13 protein-coding genes and 1 pseudogene are annotated in these 17,952 nt (G+C 61.6%); 11 read left to right on the forward strand and 3 right to left on the reverse strand.

What is annotated here, in order from left to right; genetic code table 11:
* Window positions 1-8 precede the first annotated feature (8 nt).
* The 3 genes from CS390_RS11620 to CS390_RS11630 all read left to right on the forward strand — a co-directional run bounded on the left by CS390_RS11620 (window position 9) and on the right by CS390_RS11630 (window position 6,856).
* Entirely contained in the window at window positions 9-3,119 is a 3,111-nt protein-coding gene (locus CS390_RS11620; RefSeq protein WP_099774507.1) for an efflux RND transporter permease subunit, read from the forward strand.
* Entirely contained in the window at window positions 3,116-4,603 is a 1,488-nt protein-coding gene (locus CS390_RS11625) for an efflux transporter outer membrane subunit (protein WP_065757869.1), read from the forward strand. Before CS390_RS11620 ends, CS390_RS11625 begins: the two co-directional genes overlap by 4 nt.
* A 171-nt stretch (window positions 4,604-4,774) precedes the next feature.
* Window positions 4,775-6,856, forward strand: coding sequence for a bifunctional diguanylate cyclase/phosphodiesterase (locus CS390_RS11630; RefSeq protein ID WP_099774509.1), 2,082 nt, complete (start codon window positions 4,775-4,777; stop codon window positions 6,854-6,856).
* A 3-nt stretch (window positions 6,857-6,859) separates the two neighbouring features.
* Here CS390_RS11630 and CS390_RS11635 read toward each other — a convergent pair whose 3' ends face one another.
* Window positions 6,860-7,117, reverse strand: coding sequence for a DUF1652 domain-containing protein (locus CS390_RS11635; RefSeq protein ID WP_065757871.1), 258 nt, complete (start codon window positions 7,115-7,117; stop codon window positions 6,860-6,862).
* Between the two features lie 303 nt (window positions 7,118-7,420).
* On the opposite strand from CS390_RS11635, the gene CS390_RS11640 reads away from it, so the two are divergent.
* Window positions 7,421-8,617: a pyridoxal phosphate-dependent aminotransferase gene (locus CS390_RS11640; RefSeq protein ID WP_065757872.1), complete on the forward strand. Its 1,197-nt coding sequence runs from the start codon at window positions 7,421-7,423 to the stop codon at window positions 8,615-8,617.
* On the opposite strand, the gene CS390_RS11645 is transcribed toward CS390_RS11640, so the two are convergent.
* Window positions 8,606-9,253: a DUF1345 domain-containing protein gene (locus tag CS390_RS11645; protein WP_099774511.1), complete on the reverse strand. Its 648-nt coding sequence runs from the start codon at window positions 9,251-9,253 to the stop codon at window positions 8,606-8,608. The two genes, CS390_RS11640 and CS390_RS11645, sit on opposite strands and share 12 nt — an antisense overlap.
* An 80-nt stretch (window positions 9,254-9,333) precedes the next feature.
* Between CS390_RS11645 and CS390_RS11650 the strand changes: the two genes are divergently transcribed.
* From CS390_RS11650 to CS390_RS25310, 3 genes and pseudogenes are all read left to right on the forward strand, one after another.
* Window positions 9,334-10,005: a DUF3313 domain-containing protein gene (locus CS390_RS11650; RefSeq protein ID WP_065757874.1), complete on the forward strand. Its 672-nt coding sequence runs from the start codon at window positions 9,334-9,336 to the stop codon at window positions 10,003-10,005.
* 262 nt (window positions 10,006-10,267) lie between these two features.
* Window positions 10,268-11,113: a tyrosine recombinase XerC gene (gene xerC / locus CS390_RS11655; RefSeq protein ID WP_371918261.1), complete on the forward strand. Its 846-nt coding sequence runs from the start codon at window positions 10,268-10,270 to the stop codon at window positions 11,111-11,113.
* A 124-nt stretch (window positions 11,114-11,237) separates the two neighbouring features.
* Window positions 11,238-11,333 (forward strand): annotated as a pseudogene (locus CS390_RS25310) (hypothetical protein); the annotation flags it as partial.
* Here the strand turns inward: CS390_RS25310 and CS390_RS11665 are convergent.
* Complete coding sequence (locus tag CS390_RS11665; RefSeq protein WP_099774512.1) at window positions 11,327-11,992, reverse strand: HAD family phosphatase; 666 nt, start codon at window positions 11,990-11,992, stop codon at window positions 11,327-11,329. The pseudogene CS390_RS25310 and the gene CS390_RS11665 overlap by 7 nt on opposite strands.
* A 101-nt stretch (window positions 11,993-12,093) precedes the next feature.
* On the opposite strand from CS390_RS11665, the gene lexA reads away from it, so the two are divergent.
* The 4 genes from lexA to CS390_RS11685 are packed head-to-tail and all read left to right on the forward strand — an operon-like array spanning window position 12,094 to window position 17,824.
* On the forward strand, window positions 12,094-12,711 hold the full coding sequence (gene lexA / locus CS390_RS11670) for a transcriptional repressor LexA (protein ID WP_065757877.1): 618 nt from the start codon (window positions 12,094-12,096) through the stop codon (window positions 12,709-12,711).
* Complete coding sequence (imuA, locus tag CS390_RS11675; protein WP_065757878.1) at window positions 12,711-13,328, forward strand: translesion DNA synthesis-associated protein ImuA; 618 nt, start codon at window positions 12,711-12,713, stop codon at window positions 13,326-13,328. Before lexA ends, imuA begins: the two co-directional genes overlap by 1 nt.
* A gap of 6 nt (window positions 13,329-13,334) precedes the next feature.
* Window positions 13,335-14,750, forward strand: coding sequence for a DNA polymerase Y family protein (locus CS390_RS11680; protein ID WP_099774514.1), 1,416 nt, complete (start codon window positions 13,335-13,337; stop codon window positions 14,748-14,750).
* Window positions 14,726-17,824, forward strand: coding sequence for an error-prone DNA polymerase (locus tag CS390_RS11685; protein WP_218195299.1), 3,099 nt, complete (start codon window positions 14,726-14,728; stop codon window positions 17,822-17,824). The genes CS390_RS11680 and CS390_RS11685 overlap by 25 nt, the downstream gene beginning before the upstream one ends.
* Window positions 17,825-17,952: the final 128 nt, after the last annotated feature.

The raw sequence follows: 17,952 nt of genomic DNA on the forward strand, positions 1-17,952 counted from the left end.
TGCCGCCGATGAACCTGTCCGGCCCGTTTATTCGCCGTCCGGTGGCGACGATGCTGTTGAGCCTGGCGATCATGCTGCTGGGGGGCGTGAGTTTCGGCTTGCTGCCGGTGGCACCGCTGCCGCAGATCGATTTCCCGGTGATTGTGGTGTCGGCCAACTTGCCGGGGGCCAGCCCCGAGGTCATGGCCTCGACCGTGGCGACCCCGCTGGAGCGCTCGATGGGCGCCATTGCCGGGGTCAACACCCTGACCAGCCGGTCCAGCCAGGGCTCAACGCGGGTGATTCTTGGTTTTGAGCAAGGGCAGAATATCGACGCCGCTGCCCGCGAAGTGCAGGCGGCGATCAATGCCTCGCGCAACCTGTTGCCCAGCGGCATGAAAAGCATGCCGACCTACAAGAAGATCAACCCGGCCCAGGCACCGATCATGGTGCTGGCGCTGACGTCCAGTGTGTTGCAGAAAGGTCAGTTGTACGACCTTGCTTCGACCATCTTGTCGCAGAGCCTGTCCCAGGTGCCCGGGGTTGGGGAGGTGCAGATTGGTGGTAGCTCGCTGCCGGCGGTGCGCATCGAGCTGGAACCACAGATGCTTAACCAGTATGGCGTGGCCCTGGATGACGTGCGCGAGACCATCGCCAACGCCAACCAGCGCCGGCCCAAAGGCTTCGTCGAAGACAGTGCGCGCAACTGGCAGGTTCAGGCTAACGATCAACTGTACGAGGCCAAGGATTATGAGCCCCTGGTGATCCGTTACCAGGACGGTTCGGTGCTGCGCCTGAGCCATGTGGCCAAGATCAGTGATGGCGTGGAAAACCGCTATAACAGTGGCTTTTTCAATGATCAGGACGCGGTGCTGCTGGTCATCAACCGCCAGACCGGGGCCAACATCATCGAGACGGTGGCGAAGATCAAGGAGCAGTTGCCGGCCCTTGAAGCGCTGATGCCGGCCAGTGTCAAACTGGATCTGGCCATGGACCGTTCGCCCGTGATCAAGGCCACCCTCAAGGAGGCTGAGCATACCTTGCTGATTGCGGTGGCCCTGGTCGTCCTGGTGGTGTTCCTGTTCCTCGGCAACCTGCGCGCCTCGCTGATTCCGACCCTGGCGGTACCCGTATCGCTGGTGGGTACCTTCGCAATCATGTACCTGTGCGGTTTTTCCCTGAACAACCTGTCGCTGATGGCGCTGATCCTGGCTACTGGGCTGGTAGTGGACGATGCCATCGTGGTGCTGGAAAACATTTCCCGGCACATCGATGAAGGCATCGAGCCGATGCGTGCTGCGTTTCTCGGGGCCAAGGAGGTGGGTTTCACATTGTTGTCGATGAACGTGTCGCTGGTGGCGGTGTTCATCTCCATCCTGTTCATGGGTGGCATTGTTCAGTCGTTGTTCCGTGAGTTCTCCATCACCCTGGCGGCCGCGATCATCGTCTCGCTGGTGGTGTCGCTGACCCTGACACCGATGCTCTGCGCCCGCTGGCTCAAGCCGCACCCGGTTGGCCAGCAGACCCGCCTGCAGCGGTGGAGCGAGCAACTCAACCAGCGCATGATGGCCGGTTATGACCGCACCCTGGGTTGGGCACTGCGTCATCGTCGGCTGACACTCATCAGCCTGTTGCTGACCATCGGTGTGAACATTGCCCTTTACGTCGTGGTGCCCAAGACCTTCATGCCGCAGCAGGACACCGGCCAGCTCATGGGGTTCGTGCGTGGTGACGATGGCCTGTCGTTTTCGGTCATGCAGCCGAAGATGGAGACCTACCGTCGGGCGTTGCTCCAAGACCCTGCGGTGGAAAGTGTCGCTGGCTTCATCGGTGGCAACAGCGGCATCAACAACGCCATGGTGTTGGTACGCCTGAAGCCGATCAGAGAACGCAAGGACTCGGCACAGAAAGTCATCGAACGTTTGCGCAAGAACATGCCCAAGGTGCCGGGCGGGCGCTTGTTCCTGATGGCGGATCAAGACCTGCAATTTGGCGGTAGTGGGCGCGAGCAGAGCTCTTCACAGTTTCTCTACACCTTGCAAAGCGGCGACCTGGCCTTGTTGCGCGAGTGGTACCCGAAGGTTGTTGCCGCCCTGAAGACCTTGCCAGAGCTCACCGCGATCGATGCGCGTGAAGGCAGCGGTACCCAGCAAGTGACGCTGGTGGTCGATCGCGAACAGGCCAAGCGCCTGGGCATAGACATGAACATGGTCACTGCGGTGCTGAACAATGCCTACAGCCAGCGGCAGATCTCGACCATCTACGACAGCCTGAACCAGTATCAGGTGGTGATGGAGGTCAACCCGCAGTACGCGCAGGACCCACGTACCCTGGAGCAGGTGCAGGTGATCACAGCGGCAGGCGCGCGCGTGCCGCTGTCGGCGTTTGCCCGCTATGAAAACAGCCTGGCCAGCGACCGGGTCAGTCATGAAGGGCAATTCGCCTCTGAAGACATCGCCTTCGATATTGCTGAAGGCTACAGTCAGGAAGCGGCCATGGCCGCCGTGGAGCGTGCAGTGGCCAAGGTCGGCCTGCCCGAAGAGGTGATCGCCAAGCTGGGCGGTACCGGCAATGCCTTTGAGGAAAGCCAGAGAGGCCAGCCGTTCATGATTCTCGGCGCACTGCTGGCGGTGTACCTGGTGCTGGGCATTCTGTATGAAAGCTACATTCACCCGCTGACCATTCTGTCGACGCTGCCGTCGGCCGGGGTCGGTGCCTTGCTCACGTTGTACCTGGTGGGCAGCGAGTTCAGCCTGATCTCGTTGCTGGGGCTGTTCCTGCTGATCGGGGTGGTGAAGAAAAACGCCATCCTGATGATCGACCTGGCCTTGCAGCTGGAGCGGCATGACGGGCTGAGCCCCGAAGAATCGATCCGTCGCGCGTGCCTGTTGCGTTTGCGGCCGATCCTGATGACCACCCTGGCGGCCATCCTCGGTGCGCTACCGCTGTTGCTCAGCGGTGCCGAGGGTGCCGAGATGCGTCAACCGCTGGGCCTGACCATCATTGGTGGGCTGGTCTTCAGCCAGATTCTCACGCTTTACACCACCCCTGTGGTCTACCTCTACCTGGACCGTCTGCGCCATCGCTTCAACCGTTGGCGTGGCGTGCGTACCGATGCTGCTCTGGAAACCCCGCTATGACTCAACGCCCGTTACTTTCCGACCGCACCCTGCAGCAGTTGCTGGCCGCTCGAGGCTCACGCTTGCTGGCGACCGGCATGTGCCTGGTGATGCTCAGTGCCTGTACCCTGAGCCCGAATTACCAGCGCCCGGAAACCCCTGCGCAAGCGCCGTTCAAGTATGCCGAAGGCTGGACACCGGCAACGCCGTCCGATGCATTGGCCCGAGGCGCCTGGTGGGAACTGTATCGCGATAGCCTGCTCAACGACCTGATCGTGCAACTCAATGCCAACAACCAGACGGTCGCCCAGTACGAGGCTCAGTACCGTCAGGCCCAGGCCTTGGTGCGCAGTGCTCGCGGCTCGCTGTTTCCCAGTATTGACTTGAGCGCCGGCAAGACGCGCTCAAGCCAGGGCACCGGTAGCAGCAGCTCGAGCCTGAGCAATAACAGCAGTGGTATCCGTAATACCTACAGCACCCAACTGGGCGTGAGTTGGGAGGCTGATCTGTGGGGCAAGCTGCGCGAGGGGCTGGCTGCCAACGAGGCCAGTGCTGAAGCGAGCCTGGCCGATATGGCGGCGATTCGTCTGAGCCTGCAGTCGGAGCTGGTGCAGAATTACCTGCAACTGCGGGTGCTGGATGAGCAAAAACGCCTGCTTGAGGCGACTGTCGAGGCTTACCAGCGTTCGCTGAAAATGACCGAGAACCAGTACCGTGCCGGCATCTCCGGCAAGGATGCCGTGGCTCAGGCACAAACCCAGCTGAAAACTACCCAGGCTGACCTGATCGATCTGATCTGGCAGCGTGCCCAGTTGGAAAACGCGATTGCCGTATTGCTTGGCAAGGCACCGTCCGAGTTTGCCTTGGCGGCGAGCGATCGCATCCCGGCGTTGCCTCAGGTGCCGCTGGCCTTGCCGTCACAACTGCTGGAGCGTCGTCCCGACATCGCGTCGGCTGAACGCAAGGTGATGGCCGCCAATGCCAGTATTGGCGTGGCCAAGGCGGCTTACTTCCCCGACCTTAGCCTTAGCCTCAGTGGTGGTTACAGCAGTAGCAGTTTCAATGACTGGGTCAGCCTGCCGAACCGTTTCTGGTCGGTCGGGCCGCAACTGGCCTTGACCTTGTTCGACGGCGGCAAGCGTGCCGCTGAAGTCGACCGTACCGAAGCGGTCTATGACCAGACCGTCGCCCAGTACCGGCAGACGGTGCTGGACGGTTTTCGTGAGGTGGAAAACTACCTTGTGCAGTTGAAAGTGTATGAGGATGAGGCCCAGGTACGTAACGAGGCGCTGGCCTCGGCCCGCGAGTCGTTACGTTTGACCAATAATCAGTACAAGGCGGGCTTGATTGGTTACCTGGATGTGGTCAATGTGCAAACCACAGCCTTGAGCAATGAGCGCAGTGTGCTGACCTTGTTGCAGGGGCGTCTGGTGGCCAGTGTGCAGTTGATCGCGGCCCTGGGTGGTGGTTGGGACACACAGACGGCGTTCGCCCCGCAGCCTTGACGGTTCTGTCAGCGAGGGTGGCGGTACGGTGCCCGCTTTGGCACGGTGCCGCAGCCCGCGCAGGTTGGAACGTACCCACTGAAACTCCGTGCGTTTCGCTAAAGCTTGAGTACAATCATCGGTTTTATCGGGCCTCAACACAGGTCCTCCAACCCGGTTGTCAAAGGCCTCATGTTGATTGGTAGTTACTCCCCCTCGCTGGTATTGATTTCCCTGTGTGTGGCCATCCTTGCATCGTATACCGCGCTTGACCTCTCCGGCCGCATCGCGACGGCCAAGGGGCGTGCGGTACACCTGTGGATGGGCGGAGGGGCCATGGCCATGGGCTTTGGTATCTGGTCGATGCATTTTATCGGGATGCTCGCCTTCAGCCTGCCGATCCCGCTGGGGTATGACATCACCTTGACGGCCTTGTCATTGCTGGTTGCGGTGTTGTCGTCGGGTTTCGCCCTCTGGCTGGTCAGCCAGCCGCGCTTGCCTTGGCGTACGTTGGGGCTGGGTGCCCTCATCATGGGTGCCGGCATCAGTTGCATGCATTACACCGGCATGGCGGCCATGCGCATGCAGCCGGGCATCGATTACGACCCCGTGTTGTTCTTGGCCTCCTTGCTGATCGCCGGGGGCGCATCGGCGGCGGCGCTGTGGATCGCATTTCGCTTGCGCCTGCACACGCCTTATGTTCGTCAGTTCCGTGGCTGTGCCGCCGTGGTGATGGGGATTGCCATTGTCGGCATGCACTACACCGGCATGGCCGCGGCCAACTTCGCCGATGGCAGTTTCTGTGGTGCCCAGGGCGGTCTGAGCGGCAGTGGTCTGGATTATCTGGTGTTGATCACCACCCTGGCGGTATTGGCCGTGGAGTTGTTGACGTCGGTGCTGGATGCGCGCCTGGAAGCGCGCACGGCAGAACTGGCGCGCTCGTTGACGCTGGCCAACGAGGAACTGACCCAACTGGCCTTGCATGACACCTTGACCGGGCTGCCCAATCGTACCTTGCTGGCCGACCGGATCGATCAGGCCATCAGCAAGGTGGCGGAGCAGGGCGGCTGTTTTGCCCTGATGTTTATTGACCTGGATGGCTTCAAGCCGGTCAACGATGCCTTCGGTCACCATACGGGGGACCAGTTGCTCAAAGAGGTTGCCTTGCGTCTGCGCGGGCACCTGCACAGCCAGGATACCTTGGCGCGTATTGGCGGCGACGAGTTTGTCTTGCTGGTAGAACTGGATGAGCCGGATGATGCCCTGGGTGTCGCGACCAAGCAGGTCAACCTGATATCGCGACCGTTTCGCATCAGCGATCAAAACCTTCAGGTATCCGCCAGCATCGGTATTTCCCTGTACCCCGGCAACGGCACCGATCAGCACGAGCTGCTGCGCAATGCCGATGCGGCGATGTATCACGCCAAAAGCGCGGGCAAGAACGGCTACAGCTTTTTCGATGCGTCGATGAACAGCAATGCCCGCTTGCAGCTGCAATTGCTTCAGGATCTGCGCATGGCGCTGGAGCAGGGGCAGTTTCGTCTCTTCTACCAGCCCAAGTTCGATGCCCAGAAGTGCCAGCCCATTGGCGCGGAGGCCCTGCTGCGCTGGGAGCACCCACAGCACGGTCTGTTGCTGCCGGATCGTTTCATTGTGCTGGCGGAAAAGACCGGCCTGATCATCCCCATCGGGGATTGGGTGCTGAATGAAGCGTGCCGGCAAATGCGCCTGTGGATCGATCAAGGTTATGCCGATTGGCGTATCGCCGTGAACCTGTCGGCGATCCAGTTCTGCCATGCCAGCCTGGTCGAGAGCGTTGCCGGGGCATTGGCACGGCATCGCTTGCCGCCCAATACCCTGACGCTGGAGATTACCGAGACCACTGCCATGCGTGATGCCGATGCCAGTTTGCTGGTATTGCAGCAGCTCTCGGACATGGGCGTGGACTTGTCGATCGACGACTTTGGCACGGGCTACTCCAGTTTGATGTACCTCAAGCGGCTGCCGGCCAACGAGCTGAAAATCGACCGCGGTTTCGTGCGTGATCTGGAACAAGATGGCGACGATGCGGCCATTGTTTCGGCAATTGTTGCGTTGGGCCAGGCGCTGGGCTTGCGCATCGTTGCCGAAGGGGTGGAAACCGATCGGCAACAGGACTTCCTGACGCGTTTGGGCTGTGACTCGCTGCAGGGCTATCTGTTGGGTCAGCCGCAGTCCGCCGAAGACTTCATGGCCAGAATCGAGTCGGCCAGCCAGGCCGGTGTACCGGCCTAGCTGTCATGCCGAGTGCAAGGTGCTGGACGGTGCAAAGGCATCGAGCTTGGCCTCCACGGCCTCGATGATCAACTCGACATCGGTAGCCTGCATCACGGTGGCGCAAGGAATGCCGGTAATTGCCAGCAAGGTTTCGCCCGTAGCGCGGTCAAACAGGCGGGCTACCATGCTGCTGGGCGCATCCATGCTTGCCTCAAAGCCTAATGGATGGAAATGCCAACGCATTACCTGACAGGCGTTTGGAAACGTCAGTTTGCTCATGCTGGCCTCCTTGATTTTCAGCGTCACACGGTGTGTTGGCTATTTCTCAGGGTACAGCGCGACCCTAACCATAGCATTCACTGGGGGGTTGTCCGGGACCTGAACGCGGTTTATCACCGGATTTTTGACCCTGGTCATGGCCCTTCGTTCGGATAGTTTTTCAACGCAAACGTTTGTCTTTGGGGGTTGAGCCGCCAGGCACACGGCATTCTGCTATTTTTACCGGCAGTCGGCTGGGATGCCCGCCTGGAGGTTTCTGACCAGCGGTACGCCCGAGGTGTGCCATCAGTCAAGGAGCCTTCCATGCAGTATTCAACCCTGACCCAACGTATAGCCGGTGATGGTGCTGCCGTCTGGAACATTCATTACCGAGCCTTGGAACTGCAGCAGCAAGGCCGTGACATTTTGTTGCTGTCGGTTGGCGACCCTGATTTCGACACGCCGAAGTCGATTGTCCAGGCGGCGGTCGACAGCCTTGCTGCAGGCGATACTCATTATTCGGATGTGCGTGGCAGCCTGGCCTTGCGTCAAGCCATTGCCCACCGACATGCACGGCTCAGCGGGCGAGCGGTGGATGCGCAAGAAGTCGTCGTGCTGGCCGGAGCACAGTGTGCACTGTACGGCGTGGCCCAATGCGTGTTCAATCCCGGGGATGAGGTGATTGTCGCCGAACCCATGTATGTCACCTATGACGCGGTGTTCGGTGCTTGTGGGGCCAAGGTGGTGCCCGTCGCGGTCAAGCCCGAAAAGGGGTTTTGTATTGAACCGGCGGATGTCCGGGCGCTGATCACCCCGCGCACGCGGGCCCTGCTCATCAATAGCCCGCACAACCCTTCAGGCGCCAGCCTGCCACGGGCCACATGGGAGCGCCTGGCGCGGCTGTGTATTGAGCATGACTTGTGGCTGATCTCCGACGAGGTCTATAGCGAATTGCTGTATGACGGCGAACATGTCAGCCCGGCGAGCCTGCCGGGTATGGCTGAGCGTTGTGTGACAATCAACAGCCTCTCCAAGTCCCATGCCATGTCCGGTTGGCGGGTAGGGTGGATGATCGGTCCGCCAGCCCTGGCCGATCACTTGACGCACTTGGCCCTGTGCATGCTCTATGGCCTGCCGGACTTCATCCAGAATGCGGCTCGGGTGGCCCTGGAGCACGAACTCCCAGAACTTGTGCAGATGCGCGAAGCCTACCGCGAGCGGCGTGACCGGGTGTGCGCCAGCCTGGAAGGCTGTGCGGGAATCCGTGTGCATAAGCCGGATGGCGGCATGTTCGTGATGATCGATATCCGTGAAACCGGCTTGAGTGCCCGGGCCTTCGCTGAGCGCCTGCTGGAAGAGCATGGTGTGGCGGTGTTGCCCGGCGATGCATTCGGCCCCAGTGCCGCAGGGCATCTGCGTCTGGGCCTGGTACTGGACAGTTCGCGACTGGTGTTGGCCTGCCAGCGCATTGCACGCTGTGCGGTGCAAGCGCTTGAGGGGCAGGGCCCGTCAGCTCAGTAAGCCGGCAGCAATATTGATCGTGAAACCCAGGATGGCCGTATTGAAGAGAAAACCGATCAGTGAGTGCGCCAATACCACGCGGCGCAGCTCACGCCCGGCGACGCCGACATCGGCGGTTTGTACGGCCACGCTCAGGGTGAATGAGAAATAGTGGAAGTCCCAGTAATCGGGGTTGCATTCGCCATCGACAAAACGCAACAAGGGTGCCTTTGCCTCATCGGTGTAGAACAGCCGCGCATAGTGCAGGCTGAAGACAGTGCCGATCAACAGCCATGAACCGCTTACGGTGAGCCCGGTGAAGGCATAGCGCAACAGCTGTTGGCCATTCTCCAGGCCCCGGCTGCCGACCAGTTCGAGGGTGACGGCGGCCAGGCTGGCGATGGCGGCGATACTCACGGTGAACAATACCAGACCGGCATTTTCGTCTTCGATGCTGGCCACCTTGCGAACCCGTTCCGGGTTGGCTCGCAGGGTCAGCCAGAGCACCAGTGCCAGGTAGAACCAGACACCGATGTTCCAGCCAATCAAGATGTGCTGGATCAGGTCATGTGCGGGAATCAGTATGCCTGCAATAGCGCCCAGTAGAGCCGCTGCGCTCAAGCGTGGATGAGTGTGTGCCAGTTTGTGAAATGCCATGCTGCCTCGTTTTGTTGGATGCCTGCGCAACTCTAGCCTATACCTACAGAGCCTTCCTTTGCGCGCCATGGAGCGAGAGCATGAAAAGAGCGTTGATCGTCGGTACGCTGTGCCTGAGCGGGCTTGTTCTGTCCGGCTGTTCGAGCAAAGTCGTCGAACCGGAGCAATATTCCGGTTTCCTCAGGGACTACAGCCGTTTGACTGAGAACACATCGCCTTCCGGGGCAACGGTGATGCGCTGGGTGGACCCTGACCTGAAGGTTGGCCGTTACACGAGCGTCTACATCGAGCCCAGCCAGTTCTACCCCAAACCTCAGGCGACCGAGCGTATACCGCAAAGTACCCTGCAAGGTATCACCCGCTACTATGACGCAGCACTCAAGCGAGAAATCAGCAAATCGATGCCGCTGGCCACGGGGCCTGGCCCAGGCACTATTGTCGTCAGGCCGGCAATCACTGCGGTCAGCAGCAAGACCGAAGGCTTGAAACCGTATGAAGTGATTCCGATCGCCTTGGTTGCTGCTGCTGTGAGTACCGCTTCGGGAATCCGTGACCAGGAAACCGAGATCGCCACCGAAGCGGCATTTCTCGATGGTGGTAATAACAAGGTACTGGCTCAGGTCGTGCGCAAGGGCAGCGGCAAACCCCTGGAGAATGAAAAACAGGTATTGGTCCCGGACGATGTCAAGGTCGTACTGGATGCGTGGGCCTCGGACCTGAACCTGTCGTTCCAGAAACTCAAGTCCCATTAGGTTCGTTGGTTTGTCCTGATGTCGACTGCTCGACCGGGGTATCGGTTTCCATGATGGGAGGGCTTGTCGGCTATTGGCAGCAGCGTTACGCGGGATGAGTTACCATCCGCCCGGTGCCAGGTCAAAATGCTTGGCAATCAATGACCTGGCTCTGGCCTCAGATCATGCTAGCGCTGCTACAGGACCTCCCGTTTTGCCCGATTCACTGCATAACCCGCTGCTGCAATACCTTGCGCGCCTGGCGCCCTCCAGCCAGTTGACCATGAAGTACGTCCTGCAGGATGCTGCCGACCGGCTCGGCTTTGAGGATTGCGACATTGCCGAGGTACCTTGGCACCTGCTCGACCCCGCACATGTCACCTCGCTGGTGGCGGCGCTGCGTGCCGACGGTTTTACCCCCAACACCTCATCGCTGTATGTCAATGCGGTACGGGGCGTCATGAACGAGGCGTGGCGGTTGAGCCTGATCAGCCACGAACACCTGCTGAAAATTCGCACGGTGAAAGCGACCCAGGGTGTACGCCTGCCCGTGGGGCGAAACCTCAAGCGCAGCCTGATACGCGAACTCATGGAGGTGTGCGCCGCTGACCCACGCCCACAAGGGCTACGCGATGCAGCGGTAATTGCCTTGCTCTATGGCACAGGGATGCGCAAATCCGAGTCGGTCGATCTGAAACTGTCGCAGATCGACTTTTCCGAGCGCAGCCTGCAGGTGCTGGGCAAAGGCAACAAACAACTGATCAAGTATGCGCCGGCCTGGGCGTTCGACAGGCTCAATGCCTGGTTGGCCTTTCGTCGTTCGCAACTGCCGGAAGGGCAGGCCGATGACGACTTCCTGTTCAACCGCATACGACGGGGCAGCCATATCACCCGCGAACGCATCACCAAGCATGCGATCTATTACATCGCCCGCCAGCGGGGGCAGCAGGTCGGGGTGAAGATCATGCCCCACGATTTTCGCCGCTCGTTCATTACCAGGGTGATCGAAGAGCACGACCTGTCGATTGCCCAGAAACTTGCGCACCACAGCAACATCCAGACCACTGCCAACTATGACATGCGCGACGACAACGAGCGGCGGCGGGCGGTGGATCGTTTTGATATGTAGCGGTCGGCGTCGCGAGCTTCCCGCTCAGTGGATGCTCGAGGCCAGCTCGAAGATCGGTATATACATCAGGATCACGCCGAGCAACCTTCGGCTATCTGCGCACTGGCGCGTCCTGTGCAACGACGGCTGCGCGTGTGGCAGCGGGGCGTTCTGTACCGGCCCTCGGGGTGCTGTGTATTGCCTGACGCCAAGTGGCAAGAAAAGCTACCGGCGTCACTGAGCCTGGTTGGACATCCCGTCGATCAATGCCCACAAGCGGGCATCGGTGAAGTCCTCCACCACCAGTTGCGCGCCAGCGGCTAGCAGCAACTCTGGCCGTTGGCTGGTGCTCAGGCCAACAGTGAAAATGCCGGCCTTGCTGGCTGCCGTTACTCCAGGAATCGAGTCTTCGAACGCCAATGCGTATTCGGCGCGCGCGTGCAGGCGCTCAAGGCCGGTGAGATAGGGCAGGGGGTCGGGCTTGGCACAAGGCAGTTCCTCGGCCACCAGGATATGTCGAAAACGCCCGGCCATACCCATGGCGGCGAGCATGTGCTCGGCGTTGGCCCGTGGTGCATTGGTGACGACGGCCATGCCCAGGCCGGCAGCCTCGCCATGCGCAAGCAGGCGTGACAGGCCGGGTGTCGGTTGCAGGCGTGGCGACAAGGCGCGAAAGCGCTCCTCCTTGCGCTCGGCGAAGGCCCGGTGCTCGGCAACCGAGCGTTCCGGGAACAGGTAGCGGCACAAATCGGCATTGGCCCGGCCACTGACATGCGCATCGAACTCTTCTTCGGTAAAGACCCGGCCTTCTTCGAGCAACAACTGCTGCATGGCCAGCAGGTGCAGCTTGTCGGTATCGGTCAGGGTGCCGTCGAGGTCGAACAGCAGGGCATTGAGCATGGTGGGTTTCCGCTACAGGTCTGATGGCGACGATCATAACGGACTCATTTCGCCTTGAGGCGATCAATGGGGCTGGTCAGTGATTTACGAAAAGAGTACAAATGTACTCCATGACTAGATTATCGCCCAAACGCACCGCCATCCTGACCTTCATCCGTGAACGCATTGCCGAGCACGGTCAGCCACCGAGCCTGGCCGATATCGCCCAGGCCTTTGGTTTTGCTTCGCGCAGTGTGGCGCGTAAACACATTCAGGCCCTCTGCGAGGCGGGGCTGATAGAGGTCACGCCGAACCAGGCACGCGGTATCCGCCTGGCCGGTGTGTTGCGTCGGCCCGAGGTGCTGGAGATTCCGGTGCTGGGGCAGGTGGCGGCCGGGCGACCGATTGGCCCGGATATCGATATTCATGAGCAATTGCTGCTGGACCCGCAGTTGTTCAGCCGTACCCCGGACTACCTGCTCAAGGTGCGTGGTGACTCGATGATCGACGACGGTATCTTCGATGGCGATTTGGTCGGCATCAAACAACAAGCCGATGCCCGTGACGGGCAGATCGTGGTTGCCCGCCTGGACGGTGAGGTGACCATCAAGCGCTTCCAGCGTGCCGATGGGCATTACCGCCTGTTGCCACGTAACCCGGCCTATGCGCCGATTGACGTTGGCCCCGAACATGAGCTGGTGATCGAAGGTGTGTTCTGTGGCCTGCTGAGGCGCGGCTGATGGGTGCCGTGGTCAGTCTCGACGGGCTGCTGGACACGCGCCAGGTCTGGAAAGGGCGGCCGGTTGCCCCACCGCGTGAGGTACAACCCACCGGGCATGCGCCGCTGGATGCAGCCTTGCCCGATACCGGCTGGCCGTCCGGGGCGCTGACCGAAGTGCTGCTGGCGAGTGCTGGCAGTGGCGAGCTGCAGTTGCTCTGGCCGAGCCTGGCGCGCTTGACCACAGGCGGCGAGCGGGTGGTGCTGGTAGCGCCACCCTATATCCCGTATGCCCCTGCCTGGCAGGCCGCTGGTGTCGACTTGCGCTGGCTGTCGCTGGTGCAGGCCGACCCGAGCGAGGTACTCTGGGCCACCGAACAATGCTTGCGCTCGGGCAGTTGCGCCGCAGTGCTGTGTTGGCCGCAGCATGCCGATGATCGGGCCCTGCGCCGTTTGCAGGTCGCTGCCGAAACGGGCCAGGCCCTGGCATTTGCCTGTCGTCCTCAACACGCGGCGTTGAACCCTTCACCGGCGGCCTTGCGTATTGCCGTCGATTGCCAGCCAGCACAGTGGCGGGTGCTCAAGTGCCGTGGCGGACGGGCACCGACAACCCCCATTGCTGCGTGCTGGCGAGGCTGATGCACCATGCTCTGGGCCTGTATCCTGCTGCCGCAGCTGGCACTCGATGGTGTACTGCGCGGGCGTGATGAGCCCGACGCACCGTTGGTATTGATCAGCGGGTCTAGCCAGCGCCGGGTGTTGCAGGCCGTCAACCCGGCGGCCCATGCCCTTGGCTTGCGTGCGGGGCAAACGCTGAGTACAGCGCAAGCCCTGGCCCAGGGGTTTACGTGTGTTGAGCATGACCCCGCAGCCACGGAACACTTGCAGCAATTGCTTGCGGCCTGGGCGTACCGCTTCAGCTCGCAGGTCAGCCTGGATTACCCCCGAGCCCTGTTGCTGGAGGTCGAGTCCAGCCTTGGGCTGTTCGGGCCCTGGCCTGTGTTTGAGGCGCGCTTGCGTGAGGAGTTGACGGCCCTCGGTTTTCGCCATCGCATCGTGCTGGCCAGCAACCCGGTAGCCGCCCGGATGCTTGCCAATGGGCATGACGGGCTGACCGCTTTCTGCCCCGAACAAACCCGCGCCGCCTTGGTACGGATGCCCGTTGAGCGTATCGGTCTACCGCCGGACGCCGCCACGGCGCTTGTGCGCATGGGGTTGCGCCGCCTGGATCAGGTGCTGGCGCTGCCGCGTGATGCGCTGGCCCGACGTTTCGCCGCGCCGGTGCAGTTGCATCTGGATCGGCTGCTGGGTCTGCGGGCCATGGCATTGACGTGCTACATGCCGGCAGACCGTTTCGATGCGCGGCTGGAGCTGAATTTCGATGTTGAATCCCATCAGGCGCTGTTGTTCCCCTTGCGCCGGTTGATCAACGACCTGACGGTGTTCCTGGTCGGACGGGATGTGGGGGTTCAGCGCTTTACGCTGCACCTGGAGCATGCCGAGGTCGAAGACACCCGCGTGGTGGTCGGCTTGCTGGCGGCTGAGCGTGAGGCGGGCATGTTGTTCGAGCTGGCCCGTGGGCGGCTGGAGGCGCTGCAGCTAGCGGCACCTGTGCGTAATCTGCGTTTGCTGGCTGAGGATTTGCCACGTTTCGTACCGCCGCTGGCAGAGCTTTTCGAAGCCCGGCCGCAGCAGTACCAGCCATGGGAGCAGTTGCGCGAGCGGTTGCGTGCGCGCCTTGGCGATGACGCCGTAGGGACGCTGCAGGTGCAGGCAGACCACCGTCCCGAGTGCGCCTGGTACTCAGGGGAAGGGCGTTCGGCTGACGTGTCGCTGCCGGCTGCGCCGCGTCCTGGCTGGTTGTTGGCCGAGCCGCAAGCGTTGCTGCCTGAGGGTTTGCAGGTGTTGGCCGGGCCTGAACGTATCGAGTCCGGTTGGTGGGACGGTGACGATATACGCCGTGACTATTACCTGATTGAAACCGCCAGCGGCCAGCGCGGCTGGGCCTACCGCAATGTCGGCGACAGTCGTGCGCTGTGGTTGCAAGGCTGGTTCGCATGAGCGTTGCTTATGCCGAACTGCACTGCCTGTCGAACTTCAGTTTCCAGCGCGGCGCCTCCAGTGCGCAGGAGCTGTTCGAGCGTGCCCGCCAGCAGGGTTACCAGGCTCTGGCAATCACTGATGAATGTACCTTGGCCGGTATTGTGCGGGCTTGGCAGGCAGCGAAGGACAGTGGCCTCCCGCTGATCATTGGCAGCGAAATACGCCTGGAAAATGGCCCGAAACTGGTGCTGTTGGTGGAGGACCTGTGTGGTTATCAGCACCTGTGCAGGCTGATCACCCTGGGGCGTCGTCGGGCAAAGAAGGGCGAGTACTGCCTGTACCGCGATGACTTCAACAGCCCTCTCCCGGGGCTGCTGGCGTTGTGGGTGCCGGATGACGAGCGTGACGCCAGCAACGGCCACTGGTTGCGTGAAGTGTTTGCTGAGCGCCTGTGGCTGGCGGTGCAGTTGCACCGTGGCCCGGACGACCGCCAGCGGCTGGCGAACCTGCTGGCGCTGGCCGCTGAGACCGGCATTCCTGCGGTCGCCTGTGGCGATGTGCATATGCATGCCCGTGGACGTCGGGCCTTGCAGGACTGCATGACCGCTATCCGCCATCACACGACCGTGGCCGAGGCCGGGCACCGTCTGTTCGCCAATGGCGAGCGACACTTGCGACCGTTGCAGCACCTGGCCGAGTTGTACCCACCCGAATTGCTTCAGGCCAGTGTGCAAGTCGCCGAGCGCTGCCAGTTCGACCTCGGTCAATTGCGTTATCAGTACCCTCGGGAAGTGGTGCCGCACGGCCATACCTCGACCAGTTGGCTACGTCAGTTGTGCGAGCACGGTCTACGTTGGCGCTGGCCTGAGGGTGTCGACGACAAGGCCCGTGGCATGCTGGAGCATGAGCTGGCCCTGATCACCGAGCTTGGTTACGAAGGGTACTTTCTCACGGTCCATGACATCGTGCGGTTTGCCCGCGAGCAGGGCATCCTCTGCCAGGGGCGGGGCTCGGCAGCCAACTCGGTGGTGTGCTTCGTGCTGGGTATCACCGAACTGGACCCCATGACCTCGCACCTGTTGTTCGAGCGTTTCCTCTCCCGCGAGCGTAACGAGCCTCCGGACATTGATGTCGATTTCGAGCACGAGCGCCGCGAAGAGGTGCTGCAGTATGTGTTTCGTCGTTATGGGCGTCATCGCGCAGCGCTCACGGCCGTGGCCAGCACCTACCATGCCGCCGGTGCCGTGCGGGATATTGCCCGGGTGCTGGGGTTGCCGCCCGATCAGATCAACGCATTGGCTGATTGCTGTGGCCGTTGGAGTGACCGTGTGCCGTCTGCCGAGCACCTGCGTGAAGCGGGTTTCGACCCTGAAAGCCCGTTGTTGCACCGGGTACTGGCACTGACGGGGACCTTGATCGGCTTTCCCCGGCACTTGTCCCAGCACCCGGGCGGTTTTGTCATTTCCGAGCAGCCATTGGACAGCCTGGTGCCGGTGGAGAACGCGGCCATGGAAGACCGTACGGTGATCCAGTGGGACAAGGACGACCTCGACCTGGTCGGGTTGCTCAAGGTCGATATCCTGGCCTTGGGCATGCTCAGCGCCTTGCGTCGGTGTTTTGACCTGCTTGAGCGCCATCGTGGGCGTCGCTTGAGCATCGCCACGGTGCCTCCCGAGGATGCAGCGACGTATGCCATGATCGGTCGGGCCGATACCATCGGCGTGTTCCAGATCGAGTCGCGGGCGCAGATGGCCATGTTGCCGAGGCTCAAGCCGAAGACGTTCTATGACCTGGTCATTGAAGTGGCGATTGTTCGCCCTGGGCCGATTCAAGGCGATATGGTCCACCCCTACCTGCGTCGCCGCAACAACGAAGAACCTGTCGATTTTCCTTCGCCCGCGCTGGCGAAGGTGTTTGAACGCACCCTTGGCGTGCCGCTGTTCCAGGAGCAGGTCATGGAACTGGCTATCGTCGCGGCAGGCTACAGCCCGGGCGAGGCCGATCAACTGCGTCGCTCGATGGCCGCGTGGAAACGTCATGGCGGGCTGGAGCCGCACCGTGAGCGCTTGACTCGCGGCATGCTCGACAACGGTTACACCGAGGCCTTTGCTGCGCGGATCTTTGAGCAGATCAAGGGTTTTGGCAGTTACGGATTTCCCGAGTCCCATGCGGCCAGCTTTGCCTTGCTGACCTACGCCAGTTGCTGGCTCAAGTGCCATGAGCCCGCTATTTATGCCTGCGCGTTGATCAACAGTTGGCCGATGGGCTTCTATAGCCCGGACCAGATTCTTCAGGATGCGCGGCGACATGGCATCGAGATTCGCCCGGTGGATGTGTGCCACAGCAACTGGGATTGCAGCCTGGAGCCGGTCACCGATGATGCCTTGGCGATTCGTCTGGGGCTGCGTCAGGTGCGAGGCTTTCGTGAGGAATATGGCCGGCGTATTGAGCAGGCGCGCGCCGTGAAGGCATGGGCCGATGTCAGCGATCTGAGCCTGCGGGCCGGTCTGGATGCACGCGCACGTGAGTTGCTGGCCGATGCTGGAGCCTTGCAGGGGCTGGTCGGGCACCGTTACCAGGCACGCTGGGAAGTGGCGGCGGTTCAGGCCCAGTTGCCGTTGTTCGCCGGGCTGGCGGCGCCTTCAGACGAGGCGGTGGCCTTGCCCGCGCCAACCTTGGGTGAGGACCTGTTCGCCGACTACAGCAGCACCGGCACGACCCTGGGGCCGCATCCATTGGCCTTGCTGCGGCGTCGCCTCGAAGGCCTGGGTTGTCGCAGTTCGCAGCGGCTGGTCGAGTTGGCTCATGCTGACAAGGTCAGCGTCGCCGGTATTGTCATCGGACGACAACGACCGCAGACCGCCAGTGGGGTGACTTTCGTCACCCTGGAGGACGAATTCGGCATGATCAATGTGGTGGTCTGGCGCGCGCTGGCCGAGCGTCAGCGCCGCATCTTGGTGGGGGCACGGCTGTTGCGGGTGGTGGGGCGGCTGGAGTGCGAGAGTGGGGTGCGCCATGTGATTGCCCGACGCCTTGAAGACCTCAGCCCGCTGTTGAGCGGGCTGGACGTGCGCAGCCGGGACTTCCATTGATGTTTCAGCGCGTCGCCCAGCGCCGCTTGCGGGTCGATGCCTGCGCAGCGAGCGGAAGAGGGTCTATTATTTTTTAAAACCAATTAATCAATGAAAAAAACAAAATTAACAAATGAGTCTGGAGGGGT

This window comes from Pseudomonas sp. HLS-6 (genome assembly GCF_002753995.1).
GTDB lineage: Bacteria > Pseudomonadota > Gammaproteobacteria > Pseudomonadales > Pseudomonadaceae > Aquipseudomonas > Aquipseudomonas defluvii.

Bases quoted from the DNA above. Each gene is read 5' to 3' on its own strand.
- CS390_RS11635 (WP_065757871.1), bottom strand. From the start codon at position 7,117: ATGAGCAAACTGACGTTTCCAAACGCCTGTCAGGTAATGCGTTGGCAT.
- CS390_RS11640 (WP_065757872.1), top strand. From the start codon at position 7,421: ATGCAGTATTCAACCCTGACCCAACGTATAGCCGGTGATGGTGCTGCC.
- CS390_RS11650 (WP_065757874.1), top strand. From the start codon at position 9,334: ATGAAAAGAGCGTTGATCGTCGGTACGCTGTGCCTGAGCGGGCTTGTT.
- CS390_RS11645 (WP_099774511.1), bottom strand. From the start codon at position 9,253: ATGGCATTTCACAAACTGGCACACACTCATCCACGCTTGAGCGCAGCG.
- xerC (WP_371918261.1), top strand. From the start codon at position 10,268: ATGAAGTACGTCCTGCAGGATGCTGCCGACCGGCTCGGCTTTGAGGAT.
- CS390_RS11680 (WP_099774514.1), top strand. From the start codon at position 13,335: ATGCTCTGGGCCTGTATCCTGCTGCCGCAGCTGGCACTCGATGGTGTA.
- CS390_RS11625 (WP_065757869.1), top strand. From the start codon at position 3,116: ATGACTCAACGCCCGTTACTTTCCGACCGCACCCTGCAGCAGTTGCTG.
- lexA (WP_065757877.1), top strand. From the start codon at position 12,094: ATGTACTCCATGACTAGATTATCGCCCAAACGCACCGCCATCCTGACC.
- CS390_RS11665 (WP_099774512.1), bottom strand. From the start codon at position 11,992: ATGCTCAATGCCCTGCTGTTCGACCTCGACGGCACCCTGACCGATACC.
- CS390_RS11620 (WP_099774507.1), top strand. From the start codon at position 9: ATGAACCTGTCCGGCCCGTTTATTCGCCGTCCGGTGGCGACGATGCTG.
- imuA (WP_065757878.1), top strand. From the start codon at position 12,711: ATGGGTGCCGTGGTCAGTCTCGACGGGCTGCTGGACACGCGCCAGGTC.
- CS390_RS11630 (WP_099774509.1), top strand. From the start codon at position 4,775: ATGTTGATTGGTAGTTACTCCCCCTCGCTGGTATTGATTTCCCTGTGT.